A 13,259-nucleotide genomic window follows, 5' to 3' on the forward strand; every position below is an offset into this window, starting at 1 on the left:
GAGATTCCATGGAAGACGCCTTGAGGGAATTTAACGCCTGGGCTCCCAGGTTCGTGGATATGGGCATCAATTTGTTGGTTGCCCTGCTTATCCTGATCGCGGGTTGGTGGATATCGTCACTGCTGGGCAGTTGGGTTCGACGGGCGTCTACGCGCTCCAGCAAGATCGATCCGACCATCGTGCCGATGTTCTACACCACGGTCGTCTGGGCAGTGCGCATCTTTACGATCATTGCCGTGCTGGCGCGCTTTGGCGTGCAAACGGCCAGCCTGATTGCCGTGCTGGGCGCCGCCGGTCTGGCCGTGGGCCTGGCCTTGCAAGGCACGCTGCAAAACATTGCGGCGGGCATCATGCTGCTGATGCTGCGCCCCATTCGCGCGGGCGAGTACATCGCGCTGAGCTCGGGCGCGGACGGCACGGTGGCCGAAGTGGGCTTGTTCCTGACGCGATTGGTGCAGGGCGATGGCATCCATCTGACGCTGCCCAACAGCACCGTGTGGAACGCCACCATCACCAACTACAGCCGCAACCCGACGCGTCGTCTGGATATCCCGGTACCGGTGCGCTATGGCGATGACCTGGAACTGGTGTTGACCAAGCTGAAGGAAATCGTGGCGTCGCGTCCCGATGCGCTGAAGGACCCCGAGCCGCAGGTGAAGGTGTTTGAGTACAAGGAAAACGGCGTCATCGTGAACGTGCGCGTGTGGGCCGAAGCGGGCAAGTACTGGGACCTGCGTTGGGGCCTGTACCAGCAGATTCGCACGTCGCTGGAAGCGGCCGGCTTCCAGCCGCCGATCCCGGTGCGCGAAATTCAAAACCCCAAGGTGGCAGGCAAGGCCGATGCGGCCTCGGGTGGGGCGGCAACCTGATCCTTGCGGGTATCGCCTATCGCCAACAAGACAACGGGCGCCCTTATTCGGGCGCCCGTTGTCTTATGTTCGCTGCTTATGTCCGCTGTCTTATTTTCGCTGTCTTATGCCCGTCGCCTCACAGGCCAGGCAGCGCAGCCATTTCGATCAGGCCTGCACAGCCAGCCGCGCCAGTTCCGACTTGATCCAGCCCGCGATCTCGCGTTGGCGCTGGGCCGGCATGCGGTCGATGATGGCGGTGACGCTGACTGCCAGCAGCGGCTGGCCCTGCGTATCCAGCAGCGCGCAACCCACGCCCAGCGCGCCGCGCACGGCGTGGTTGCCCACCACCGAATAGCCACGCGCACGGGTGTTTTCAATCAGCCGGTACATTTCCTGCGGCGTCATGCCGCCGTATTCGTCCAGCCGTCCGGAGTTGCGTTCGACGATGCTGCGCGCGATGTCATCCGGCAGCGCCGCCAGCAGCGCCATGCCGCCAGAACCCACGCCCAGCGGCTGACGCTTGCCGGCGTAAGTGGCCAAAATCTGCACGGGGTAGCTGCCGATTTCGCGATGCAGGCTGATCGAGTCGTCCTCGTCGCGCACCACCAGGAAGACGGCGTCACCGGTGCGGTCGGCCAGGCGGCGCAGCACGGGCAGCAGTTGGCGCACACGCGGATCGCGCGAACGCGTGTCCGGGTCCACCGCCAGTTGCGCGCGGTATTTCTTGGTGCCCGTCACCGGCAACACCAGACCGGCGTCGAGCAGGGCGGCCAGCAATCGGTAGATGGTGGGGCGCTGTATGCCCGTCAGGCGGGCAATATCCGTCACGCTGAGGCCATCGGGCCCTTGATCGCGCAGGGCGGCCAGAACGGCCAGGCCCCGCCGCAACGTGCGTGGGCCTGCGGCCGCGGCATCACTGTCTTGCATGCAAATCTCTGAAAACTTTGGGTTATTCCGGGACGGTCAAGGGAAAACCATTGTCCGTAGCGTGGACTCTACCTTGATGCCCCCGCCGTGTATAGCTCAAAATGCGTCATCCAATAATTCAAATCGTCCACTCAATGGACAGTACCTGCACGGAGACACTATGACTACAGGTCACAAGCCTGGACTGCGGCGTTTTGCCGCCACCCTTCTGGCCACCGCCGCAAGCGCATTCGCCATGGGTTCCGCCCATGCTGCCTACCCTGACAAACCTGTCCGCATCGTGGTCGGTTTTTCCGCCGGTGGCACCACCGACGTAATCGCCCGCATCATGGCCAAGGAACTCACCGAGAGCCTGGGCCAATCGTTCGTGGTTGAAAACAAGCCGGGCGCCGGCAGCAACATCGCCACCGACCAGGTGCAACGCGCCGCGCCCGATGGCTACACGCTGCTGTTCGTGGCGGTCACCAGCGCCATCAACCAATCGCTGTACAAGAACGTCACGTTCGATCTGACCAAAGATTTTGCTCCGGTGGCGCTGGGCGCCAAGGTGCCGAACATCCTGGTCGTGAACCCGCAAGTGCCGGTGAAGTCGGTCCAGGAACTGGTCGACTACGCCAAGAAGAACCCGGGCAAGCTGGCGTTCGCATCGTCGGGCAGCGGCACCTCCATTCACATGGCGGGCGAGCTGTTCAAGATGAAGGCGGGCATTGACGTCCTGCACGTGCCGTACAAGGGCAGCGCGCCGGCCATGACCGACCTGATCGGCGGCCAGGTGCAATTCATGTTCGACAACATGCCTTCGGCATGGCCGCACGCCCAATCGGGCAAGCTGCGCGCCTTGGCCGTTACCACCAGCGAACGCTCCAAGAGCGCGCCGGACCTGCCCACGATGAAGGAATCGGGCTTTACCGACTTCGACGTGTCGTCGTGGTTTGGCCTGTTGGCCCCGGCCGGCACGCCGCCGGAAGTGATCAACAAGCTGAACGCCGCCATGCAGAAAGCGCTGGACAAGGCCTCGGTTCAGACCAGCTATGAAAAGCTGGGCGCAGTCGGCGTGAAGACCACGCCGGCCGAATTCGGCGCGTTCATCAAGTCGGAAGTGGACGGTTGGGCCCCGGTGGTGAAGGCCTCGGGCGCCAAGGTGGACTGATCGTCGCAGACGACGGGCACGCCCTCCGGGCCGGCTTGCCGCCGGGGGCGAGTTCAAAAAAAAGGACAGGCTGAGGCCTGTCCTTTTTTTATCGCTAGGGCGGGTGCTGAGGCCGGTCCTGAAGTCTCAGGCAGTGAGGACTGTCCTGACTTCTCGGGCGATGAAGCCTGTCCTTATTTTTTTGCGCCGCCGTTGCGCCGCGCGGTGGCCAGCATGGCGGTGCACACGCCGCGCATCATGTCGACTTCGTCGCGCGTCAGGGCAGGGCGGGAAAACAGGTGGCGCATCCGCGGCATCAGCTTCTTGGGGTGGGCGGGGTCCAGGAACTGCACGCCAACCAGCGCTTCTTCCCAGTGCGCCAGAAACGCCTGCACCGCTTCGCTGGACGCCGGTTCGGCGCCGCGCGAGGGTTCCTGCGCGGTGGACACCGGCAGCAGCGCCGCACCCTCATCGACCAGCAACGCGTAACGCAGCTCCCAGGCCGCCAATTGCAGGGCCTGGGCGACGTTCAACGAGCTGTACTCGGGGTTGGCCGGGATATGGCAGATGCGATGGCACAGGGCGATCTGGGCGTTCGTCAGCCCGGCGCGTTCGGTGCCCAGCACCACGGCTGCCACGCCCTCGGACGTTTCAGCCAAGTGGGCGCAGGCCAGATCGGCCGCCTGGCGGATGTCGCAGGGCGGGGGGCCCAGGTCGCGCACGCGGGCGGTCAGGGCGAAGGCCATGGTGACGGGCGCCAGCGCGTCTTCCAGCGACGGGTAGATGCGCGCATTTTCCAGCACATCCAGCGCGCCGCTGGCCAGGGCGACGGCCTCGGGCTGACTGGTTACATCTGGAAACTTTGGCTCCACCAGAACCAGTTCCGAGAAGCCCATCGTCTTGATGGCGCGGGCCGCCGAACCGACGTTTCCGGGGTGGCTGGGGTTCACCATAACGAAGCGAACACGTGAAAATGCTTGAGTCATTTAAAATGGCACGTTTGGCTAAGTGCCTTCCTGGTTTTTTGGGTCGATTTCCCCGGTTGGGGCAACGACGGACCCGGGGGGCGGCAAGTGGCCAACCATCACGCGAACCCACCGCATACGTACGGAATTTTATGCACCCGATGCTCAACATCGCCATCAAGGCGGCCCGGCGTGCCGGCACCATTATCAACCGTGCCAGCATGGATTTGGAACGACTCAGCGTGGCTCGCAAGGGGCCGCGCGATTATGTCACGGAAGTCGATCGCGCCGCCGAGGAGTCCATCGTCGAAACACTGCATGCCGCTTACCCGGACCATGCCGTGCTGGGCGAGGAATTCGGGCTGCAAGGTCCCGACCAGGCTGAATTCCAGTGGATCATTGATCCCCTGGACGGCACCACGAACTTCATCCATGGCCTGCCCAACTACGCCGTGTCCATCGCGCTGACGCAGCGCGGCCAGGTCACGCAAGCGGTCATCTATGACCCGTCGCGCAACGAACTGTTCACGGCCAGCCGTGGCAGCGGCACCTTCCTGAACGACCGCCGCGTGCGCGTCTCGGGCCGCACCCGCTATCACGAAGCGCTGCTGGGCGCGCACTGGCCCAACGCTGGCGACCTTGAACAGGGTTCGCAGCGTTTCCGCCATATGGCTGAAAGCGTCACCGGTGTGCGCCGCATGGGCTCCACCGTGCTGGACCTGGCCTACGTGGCCAGCGGCCGTCTGGATGGCTTCTGCGGCGTGGGCTTGAAGCCCTGGGACCTGGCGGCTGGCAGCCTGATGGTTCTGGAAGCCGGCGGCCTGATCGCCGACTTCGACGGCGAACAAGGCTGGATGGACAGCGGCAACGTGCTGGCCGCCAGCCCGAAGATCTTCACGCAGATGCTGACGTCGCTGAACCCGCCGTCGGCTGCCTGATTCCCAGCGCCGATCCGGCGTTGTGCGAGACCGGCCTTCGGGCCGGTTTTTCTTTGCGCGCACGGTTGCGAGGAGCGCAATGCAACCTTGATGCAACCCCTGCACATGGCGCAAAACCAATGGCCATCAGGCATACGGACGGGGGCGTGTCACCGGCATGTCACGAATTTTCCATGTACGATTACCGGTCGTGTAACTTCTGGAGCTCCTGATGGAGTGGCTGCTAGACCCCGCAGCGTGGGTCGGCTTGCTTACCCTGGTCGTCCTTGAGATCGTCCTGGGCATTGATAACCTGATTTTCATCGCCATCCTGGCGGACAAACTTCCCCCTGCGCAACGCGACCGCGCGCGCATCATGGGGCTGAGCCTCGCGCTGATCATGCGCCTGGGCCTGTTGTCCGTCATGTCGTGGCTCGTCACCTTGACCACCCCCTTGTTTACCGTCGGACCCGTGTCGCCTTCCGGGCGCGACCTGATCCTGATGGTGGGCGGTCTATTCCTGCTGTTCAAGGGCACCATGGAGCTGCACGAGCGCCTGGAGGGCGGGCAGCATGCCGGCTCGTCGGGCCCGCGCGTGTACGCCAGCTTCTGGGTCATCGTGACGCAGATCGTGGTGCTGGACGCGGTGTTCTCGCTGGACTCCGTCATCACCGCAGTGGGCATGGTCGACCACCTGGCCATCATGATGATTGCCGTCGTCATCGCCATCGGCATCATGCTGCTGGCGTCCAAGCCCCTGACGCGCTTCGTCAACGCGCACCCCACCGTCGTGGTGCTGTGCCTGGGCTTCCTGCTGATGATCGGCTTCTCGCTGTTGGCGGAAGCGTTCGGCTTCAAGGTGCCCAAGGGCTACCTGTATGCCGCCATCGGTTTCTCGGTGGCTATCGAAGCGTTGAACCAGGTTGCGCGCCGCAACCTGCTCAAGCTGGACGGTGGCCGTCCCATGCGCGAACGCACCGCCTCGGCGGTGCTGCGCATGCTGGGCAAGCGTCCGCCGGCCAGCGACGAACCCGATCTGCCCAACGCGGATGGCCCGTCCATGCCGGCCTTCGGCGTCGAAGAACGCAACATGGTCAGCGGCGTGCTGACGCTGGCCGAACGGTCCATCCGGTCGATCATGACGCCGCGCACGGATGTGTCGTGGATCAACATCGACGACGATCCCGAACTCATCCGCCGCCAGCTGACCGAAGCCCCGCACAGCTTTTTCCCGGTCTGCCGCGGGTCGCTGGATGAAGTGCTGGGCATTGCCCGCGCCAAGGACCTGGTGGCCGACCTGATCACCGAAGGCCGCGTGCGCCGCAACCGCCTGCGCGACCCGATCATCGTGCACGAGTCCATCGGCATCCTGCGCCTGATGGACACGCTCAAGCGTTCGCGCGGACAGCTCGTGCTGGTGGCTGACGAGTTCGGCGCCATCGAAGGCCTGGTCACGCCCATCGACGTGTTCGAAGCCATTGCCGGCGAATTCCCCGACGAAGACGAACTGCCCGACATCGTGGCCGACGGCGACAACACCTGGAAGATCGACGGCGCAGCGGACTTGCACCACGTTGAGCAGGTGCTGGAAACCGAAGGGCTGGTCGACGAAGCGCAAGACTTCTCGACGCTGGCCGGCTACCTGCTGTCGCGCTTTGGCCACCTGCCCAAGCCCGGCGACGTCTGCGAATACGAAATCCATCATCAGCATTTCCGCTTCGAAGTCCTGGAAATGGATGGCCGCCGAATCGCGCTGGTGCGCGTGGAAAAACGGCCCCAGGAAATGTTGTCCGACGAAGCCTCTTTAGCCAACGACTAACCAGGACCGCCCACGCATCGTGACTGAAAACGCGCTCTACCTGATCAAGGCTTTCATTCTTGGCATTCTTGAAGGCCTGACGGAATTCATCCCCGTCTCCAGCACCGGCCACCTGATCCTGGTGGGCGACTGGATCAACTTCCAGTCCGGCGACGGCAAGGTGTTCGAAGTCGTCATCCAGCTGGGTTCCATCCTGGCCGTCATGTGGGTGTTCCGCGCGCGGCTGATGCAGCTGATTCGCGGCGCGCTGACCGGCGTGCCCAGCGAAGTGGCCTTCGCCCGCAACCTGATCATCGCCTTCCTGCCGGCGGCCGTCATCGGCGCCATCTTCATCAAGACCATCAAATCGGTGTTCTATCACCCCGGCGTGGTGGTGGTGACGCTGGTGCTGGGCGGCCTGATCATGTTGTACGTTGAACGCAAGACGCACCACACGCCGGGCGACCAGCCGGGCGCGGCGGATGACACGGCATCGGACGAACGGGCGTCCGCTTACACGCTTGAGCAGATCACCTGGAAGCAGGCGCTGGGCGTAGGCGTGGCGCAGTGCTTCGCGATGATTCCGGGTACGTCGCGTTCGGGTGCCACCATCATCGGCGGCATGATCGCCGGCATCCAGCGCAAGACCGCCACCGAGTTCTCGTTCTTCCTGGCCATGCCCACGATGCTGGGCGCGGCCGTGTTCGACATGTACAAGAACTTCGGCGCGCTGACCCAGCACGACCTGTCGGGCATTGCCGTGGGCTTCATCGCGGCCTTCCTGAGCGCGATGGTCGTGGTGCGCGCGGTGCTGCGCTTCGTGGCCAACCACACGTACCGCGTGTTCGCCTGGTATCGCATCGTGTTCGGCGCGGTGGTCGCGGCCTGGATCTTCACGCGCTAAATCGTTAGCGCCGCACGATAAAAAAGAGCCTCGCAGTGCGAGGCTCTTTTGCTTTGGCGTGCCGGCAAGGCCTGAGGCCGTCGTGCGGCCGGGTCTTGAGGCTGACGTCTTACGGCCGGGGCTTGCGGCTGACGTCTTACGATTCCGTTTCCAGATCGTAGAACTCCAGGCCGTCCTGGTCGATGACCAGCCAGCCGCCGCGCGGGGGCGACACGTGGTCGAAGTCCCAGTCGGGCAGCACCCAGCGTTCGCGCTTCTTGCCGTCGATATCCAGCACGTGGCGGGCAGGGCGGTGCGTGTGGCCATGCACCAGCACGCGCACGCCGGTCTCGCGGAAGATGGCGTCAACTGCTGCGCCGTTGACGTCCATGATTTCCATGGACTTCGTCTGGTTGGCCGCCTGGCTTTCGCCACGGGCCTGCTGCGCCATCGCCAGCCGTTCCGGAATGGTCTTGGCCAGAAATTCGGCCTGCCACTGCGGATTGCGAACCATCGTGCGGAACTGCTGATACGCGGCGTCGTCCGTACAGAATTCGTCGCCGTGCGTCAGCAGCACCTGGCCGAAGTCGGTTTCCAGCAGGGCGGGTTCCGGCAGCAGCTTGGCGCCCACGGCATCGGCCAGCTCTTGCCCGATCAGGAAGTCGCGGTTGCCGCGGCCCAGCCACACGGGAATGCGTGCGGCCGTTTCGCGCAGCGCCGTCAACACCGTGGCAAGCCACGGCGGTGCGGCGCGAATCACGTCGTCGCCAATCCAGGCATCGAAGATGTCGCCCGGCAGCAGCAGGGCGGCAGCGTCTTCTTGTGCGGCCTGCAAGAAGGCCAGAAAGGCCTCCGAGGTAGCCGGCGTGGCCGGCCCCAGATGCAGGTCGGACGCCAGCCAGATCGGACCGGACAGGGCAATCTTATTCAAGAACTTCGGCCTTCTCGATGATCACGTCTTCGTTCGGCACGTTCTGGTGGAAGCCCTTGTTGCCGGTCTTCACGCCCTTGATCTTCTCAACAACGTCGGTGCCTTCGGTGACGGTGGCAAACACAGCGTAGCCCCAGCCGTTCGGCGTGGGCGACGTGAAGTTCAGGAAATCGTTGTTCGACACGTTGATGAAGAACTGGGCGGTGGCCGAGTGCGGGTCGCTGGTGCGCGCCATCGCCAGGGTGTACTTGTCGTTCTTCAGGCCGTTGTTGGCTTCGTTTTCGATCGGGGCATGGGTTTGCTTTTGCTTCATGCCGGGTTCGAAGCCGCCGCCTTGGATCATGAAGCCGTCGATCACGCGATGGAACACCGTGCCGTTGTAGAAACCTTCCTTGACGTAGGTCAGGAAGTTTTCGACGGTCTTGGGCGCCTTGGCGGCGTCCAGGGTGATGACCATGTCGCCTTGGTTCGTGACGAGCTTGACGCGGGGATTGGTGCTCATGGCTTTTGTGCCTTCAGAAGTGGAGGTGGAAGAGGTGGCCGCAGGGGCGGCGCTGACGAGGGCTGGGGCAAATGCGGCCAGCGCGAACGAGCACGCCGTCAGGCGCAGCAGGTGGAAAGGAGAGTATCGGGACATCATTTGCCTTGTTTATCCTTCAGCATGGTTTCGACTTCGCGGGCTTTGTCCTGCATGCCCGGCACGCCATCGCGGGCGGCCTTTTTGTAGGTTTGCATTGCCTGCAGAAGTTGCAGATCGCCCAGATTGGCGCGGGCGGCGGCATAACCCGGGTCGGCGCGCAATGCCATTTGCAGGGCATCTTGCGCTTTTTCAAGTTCTCCGCGGCTGGCATATAGAGCGGCCAGGTTGTTCCAAGGTTCCGGCAGCTCGGGGAAACGCGTCGTCATGTCGGTATAGATATCGATGGCTTCGCCCGTGCGGTTCAGGGCGGCCAGCGCGCGCGCGTGCTGGAACATCAGCTGCACATCGGTGCCGCGCTGATCCTTGATCTGCGCTTCGCGCTTTTCAATCATCGCCAGCGCTTCTTCGTTGTCGCCACGATTCAACAGCATTTCAATGCGGCCGGTAATTTGCGAGGCCGAAGGCGTGAGCCGCGTGTCGACACCCGGCTTGGCGGCTTCCAGCAGGTTGGCCAGGCCTTCCCAGCCGCCTTCGGGCGGGATGGGGTCCAGCGTGGTCCGGGTGGCGTTGGGGTTGGCCCCCGAGCCGCCGGCCATGGACTGGGCAAGGGCGGTTGCAACCGGCGCGCCGGCCAAAGCCAGGGCGAGCAGGGCGACACAAAAACGCGGCTTGATAGTCACGTAGGTTATCCGTTAAAAGTCGTGGCCGAGCCGCACTTACGCGCGCGACCGGGCCGCTTGCTATACTTGACGACCGCCATTTTAGCCCCGGTTGCGTTTTTGGTTCGGCATTGGGTCCGAGACCTCGTGTGACAACGCGTATAGCGACCAGGCCGGGGTCGGCGCCGGGCCGATTGCGGAGCCTGAAAGCAGGGCTGAATCCGGCTGATCATGCCACGGGCGTGATCGGGGGCAGGCGGCACGCTTCGAAGGTATTGTCCTTCGCGAGCAACTTTCCGAATCCGCCACGGAATATTTAGACGAATCCATAAGCGCCATGCTGCAAATCTACAACACGTTATCGCGTACCAAAGAACCGTTCAAACCGGCCCAGGCTGGTCAGGTGCGCATGTACGTGTGTGGCATGACCGTATATGACTTCTGTCATCTGGGCCATGCCCGCATGCTGGTGTCGTTCGACGTCGTGCAGCGCTGGCTGCGCGCAAGCGGCCTGGCCGTTGACTACGTGCGCAACATCACCGACATCGATGACAAGATCATCCGCCGCGCCGTTGAAACCAACCGCCGCATCGGTGACGTCACCGAGTTCTACATTGCCGCCATGCACGCCGACGAACGCGCGCTGGGCGTGCAATCGCCCGACCGCGAACCGCGCGCCACCCAATACGTGGGCGACATGCTGGACATCATCGGCAAGCTCGAGCAAAACGGCCTGGCCTACCAGGCCGACGACGGCGACGTGAACTACGCCGTGCGCGGCTTTGCCGGCTACGGCAAGCTTTCCGGCAAGACGCTGGACGACCTGCGCGCGGGCGAACGCGTCGCCGTGGGCTCGGCCAAGCGCGACCCGCTGGACTTCGTCTTGTGGAAATCGGCCAAGGCCGACGAACCCGACGACACCAAGTGGGAATCGCCCTACGGCATGGGCCGCCCCGGCTGGCATATTGAATGCTCGGCGATGAGCAAGTCGCTGCTGGGCCTGCCCCTGGATATCCACGGCGGCGGTCCTGACCTGAAGTTCCCGCACCACGAAAACGAAATCGCCCAGACCGAAGGCGCCTTCGGCGGCACGCTGGCCAACATCTGGATGCACTGCGGCCCGCTCATGGTCGATTCGGACAAGATGTCCAAGTCGCTGGGCAACTTCCGCACCATCCGCCAGACCGTGGCGCTGGGCGACCCGGCCGCTGACGACGCCAACTACCGCGTGAACCCGCGCGAAGCCGAAATGGTGCGCTTCTTCATTGTGCGTAACCACTACCGCAGCTCGCAGAACTACACGCCCGACAACCTGATCGACGCGCAAAACGCACTGGACCGTCTGTACCAGGCGTTGCAGAACGTGCCTGCCGACGATCAAGGCATCGACTGGAACGAGCCGCAGGCCCAGGCCTTCAAGGCCGCCATGGACGACGACTTCAACAGCTCGGGCGCGATCGCAGCGCTGTTCGAGCTGGCGTCCGACGCCAACCGCAACAAATGCGCACGCAGCGCCGGCCAGATGAAGGCCCTGGCGTCGTTGCTGGGTTTGCTGCAACAAGACCCGGCCGCGTACTTCCAGTCGCCCACCCGCTATTCGGCCGCGGCCATCGAGCAAGGCCCGCGCGCCACGCTCGACGCCGACGCCATCCAGTCGCTGATCGACGCGCGCGCTGCCGCCAAGGCAGCCCGCAACTTCGCCGAAGCCGACCGCATCCGCGCCGAACTGCGCGAGGCGGGTATCGAACTCGACGACAAGCCGGGTGGCTTGACGCAATGGCGGCGGGCTTGAGCCCAGTGGATACCCCCGACATGTCCACCGCTGAAATCGACGTTCCCAAGCCTGAGTATTGGGAAGCGGCCGTCGCCCATCTGATGCGGCGCGACCGCATCCTGAAAAAAGTCATCCCCCAGCACCCCGAAGTCTGGCTGACCTCGCGCGGCACGCCATTCATTACGCTGGCGCGCGCGATCATCGGCCAGCAGGTGTCCGCCAAGGCGGCCGACGCGGTCTGGACCAAATTCATCGAAGCGGTGGGCAAGCGCCCGACGCCCGTAGCCGTGCTGCGTGTGGGGGTGGACGGGCTGCGCAAAGCCGGCCTGTCCCAGCGCAAAGCCGAATACGTGCTGGATCTGGCGGTGCACTTCGGCGAACGCCGGGTGCATCCCGAGAAATGGGCGGCCATGGACGACGAGGCCGTTATTTCTGAATTAGTCGCCATCCGGGGCATTGGGCGCTGGACGGCGGAGATGTTTTTGATTTTCAATCTACAGCGGCCTGACGTTCTGCCGCTGGATGATCCCGGATTGCTCAAGGCAATCTCGCTACATTATTTCAGTGGCGAGCCTGTCTCGCGCTTCGAGGCTCGCGAAGTCTCGCTGGCGTGGCAACCCTGGCGTACCGTGGCGACCTGGTACTTGTGGCGCAGTCTGGAACCGACACCGGTTCAATACTGATGCACACCAGGCAGCCCATCTACGGAACCACACTACATGCGCAATACATTTCTGGAATTTGAACAGCCGCTGGCCGAGCTTGAGAACAAGATCGAGCAGCTGCGCTACGTGCAGGCCGATTCTGCGGTAGACATCTCCGACGAGATCGGACGTCTGCAGCAAAAGAGCCAGACCTTGGCCAAGGAAATCTACGCCAAGCTCACGCCGTGGCAAACGGCGCTTGTCGCCCGCCACCCCCAGCGTCCCTACACGCTGGACTACGTGCGCGAAATGTTCACCGACTTCCATGAGCTGCACGGCGACCGCATGTACGCCGACGACCAGTCCATCATCGGCGGTCTGGCGCGCTTTAACGGCACGCCCTGCATGATCATCGGCCATCAGAAAGGCCGCGACACCAAGGAACGCGCCGCCCGCAATTTCGGCATGCCGCGTCCCGAAGGCTATCGCAAGGCCCTGCGCCTGATGCGCCTGGCTGAAAAATTCGGCATCCCCGTGTTCACCTTCGTGGACACCCCGGGCGCCTACCCCGGCATCGGCGCTGAAGAGCGCGGCCAGTCCGAAGCCATCGGCCACAACCTGTACGCCATGGCCGAGCTCAAGGTTCCCGTGATCTGCACGATCATCGGCGAAGGCGGCTCGGGCGGCGCGTTGGCGATTGCCGTGGGCAACGCCGTGCTGATGCTGCAATACGCCACCTACGCGGTGATCTCGCCCGAAGGTTGCGCATCCATTCTGTGGCGCAGCGCCGACAAGGCCCCTGACGCCGCCGAAGCGCTGGCCATCATTGCGCCGCGCCTGAAGGACCTGGGCCTGGTTGACCGCGTCGTCAACGAACCGGTGGGCGGCGCCCATCGCGACCCGCGCGTCATGGCCCGCCTGCTGCGCCGCGCACTGGGCGACGCCCTGCGCCAGCTGCAAGGCATGACGCCCGAACAGCTCGTTGAACAGCGCGTGCAACGCCTGCTGTCCTACGGCGCCTACCAGGAAGTGCGCGCCTGATGCAGGCAGCGGCGCGGGCGAACACGCCAGCGCCACGGCCGCGTCCACCGCGCCCTCTCGCATGACTGCCCGGCCCACGCCCGACACGCCCCTTGCGGCC

At 64.0% G+C, this 13,259-nt stretch carries 13 protein-coding genes; 8 read left to right on the forward strand and 5 right to left on the reverse strand.

What is annotated here, in order from left to right:
* Window positions 1-8: 8 nt before the first annotated feature.
* Complete coding sequence (locus AC1DB0_RS15110; protein ID WP_054426581.1) at window positions 9-869, forward strand: mechanosensitive ion channel family protein; 861 nt, start codon at window positions 9-11, stop codon at window positions 867-869.
* Between the two features lie 147 nt (window positions 870-1,016).
* On the opposite strand, the gene AC1DB0_RS15115 is transcribed toward AC1DB0_RS15110, so the two are convergent.
* On the reverse strand, window positions 1,017-1,778 hold the full coding sequence (locus tag AC1DB0_RS15115; RefSeq protein ID WP_054426580.1) for an IclR family transcriptional regulator: 762 nt from the start codon (window positions 1,776-1,778) through the stop codon (window positions 1,017-1,019).
* Window positions 1,779-1,938: 160 nt separating this feature from the next.
* On the opposite strand from AC1DB0_RS15115, the gene AC1DB0_RS15120 reads away from it, so the two are divergent.
* Window positions 1,939-2,928, forward strand: coding sequence for a Bug family tripartite tricarboxylate transporter substrate binding protein (locus AC1DB0_RS15120; RefSeq protein WP_054426579.1), 990 nt, complete (start codon window positions 1,939-1,941; stop codon window positions 2,926-2,928).
* 173 nt (window positions 2,929-3,101) lie between these two features.
* On the opposite strand, the gene AC1DB0_RS15125 is transcribed toward AC1DB0_RS15120, so the two are convergent.
* A complete protein-coding gene (locus AC1DB0_RS15125; protein WP_156336901.1) occupies window positions 3,102-3,893 on the reverse strand; it encodes an RNA methyltransferase in 792 nt (263 codons plus the stop codon).
* A 131-nt stretch (window positions 3,894-4,024) separates the two neighbouring features.
* Here AC1DB0_RS15125 and AC1DB0_RS15130 point away from each other — a divergent pair, with 131 nt between their 5' ends.
* The 3 genes from AC1DB0_RS15130 to AC1DB0_RS15140 all read left to right on the forward strand — a co-directional run bounded on the left by AC1DB0_RS15130 (window position 4,025) and on the right by AC1DB0_RS15140 (window position 7,491).
* Window positions 4,025-4,810 (forward strand): inositol monophosphatase family protein, encoded by a 786-nt coding sequence (locus AC1DB0_RS15130; protein WP_054426577.1) that lies wholly within the window; start codon window positions 4,025-4,027, stop codon window positions 4,808-4,810.
* A 211-nt stretch (window positions 4,811-5,021) separates the two neighbouring features.
* The gene (locus AC1DB0_RS15135; protein ID WP_054426576.1) at window positions 5,022-6,608 is read left to right on the forward strand and encodes a TerC family protein; all 1,587 of its coding nucleotides are present in this window, start codon (window positions 5,022-5,024) and stop codon (window positions 6,606-6,608) included.
* Between the two features lie 19 nt (window positions 6,609-6,627).
* A complete protein-coding gene (locus tag AC1DB0_RS15140) occupies window positions 6,628-7,491 on the forward strand; it encodes an undecaprenyl-diphosphate phosphatase (protein WP_054426575.1) in 864 nt (287 codons plus the stop codon).
* Between the two features lie 136 nt (window positions 7,492-7,627).
* Here AC1DB0_RS15140 and AC1DB0_RS15145 read toward each other — a convergent pair whose 3' ends face one another.
* The 3 genes from AC1DB0_RS15145 to AC1DB0_RS15155 all read right to left on the reverse strand — a co-directional run bounded on the left by AC1DB0_RS15145 (window position 7,628) and on the right by AC1DB0_RS15155 (window position 9,721).
* Window positions 7,628-8,401 carry a UDP-2,3-diacylglucosamine diphosphatase gene (locus tag AC1DB0_RS15145; RefSeq protein WP_054426574.1) on the reverse strand — a complete coding sequence of 258 codons (774 nt, stop codon included), beginning with the start codon at window positions 8,399-8,401 and terminating at the stop codon, window positions 7,628-7,630.
* Entirely contained in the window at window positions 8,394-8,903 is a 510-nt protein-coding gene (locus AC1DB0_RS15150; protein ID WP_054426573.1) for a peptidylprolyl isomerase, read from the reverse strand. Before AC1DB0_RS15150 ends, AC1DB0_RS15145 begins: the two co-directional genes overlap by 8 nt.
* Before the next feature lie 134 nt (window positions 8,904-9,037).
* On the reverse strand, window positions 9,038-9,721 hold the full coding sequence (locus AC1DB0_RS15155) for a tetratricopeptide repeat protein (protein ID WP_054426572.1): 684 nt from the start codon (window positions 9,719-9,721) through the stop codon (window positions 9,038-9,040).
* 316 nt (window positions 9,722-10,037) lie between these two features.
* Between AC1DB0_RS15155 and cysS the strand changes: the two genes are divergently transcribed.
* The 3 genes from cysS to AC1DB0_RS15170 are packed head-to-tail and all read left to right on the forward strand — an operon-like array spanning window position 10,038 to window position 13,159.
* Window positions 10,038-11,492: a cysteine--tRNA ligase gene (cysS, locus tag AC1DB0_RS15160; RefSeq protein WP_476757229.1), complete on the forward strand. Its 1,455-nt coding sequence runs from the start codon at window positions 10,038-10,040 to the stop codon at window positions 11,490-11,492.
* A 20-nt stretch (window positions 11,493-11,512) separates the two neighbouring features.
* On the forward strand, window positions 11,513-12,157 hold the full coding sequence (locus AC1DB0_RS15165; RefSeq protein WP_054426750.1) for a DNA-3-methyladenine glycosylase family protein: 645 nt from the start codon (window positions 11,513-11,515) through the stop codon (window positions 12,155-12,157).
* A 36-nt stretch (window positions 12,158-12,193) separates the two neighbouring features.
* Entirely contained in the window at window positions 12,194-13,159 is a 966-nt protein-coding gene (locus AC1DB0_RS15170) for an acetyl-CoA carboxylase carboxyltransferase subunit alpha (protein ID WP_054426570.1), read from the forward strand.
* Window positions 13,160-13,259: the final 100 nt, after the last annotated feature.

The organism is Achromobacter sp. 10T422 (assembly GCF_056394065.1).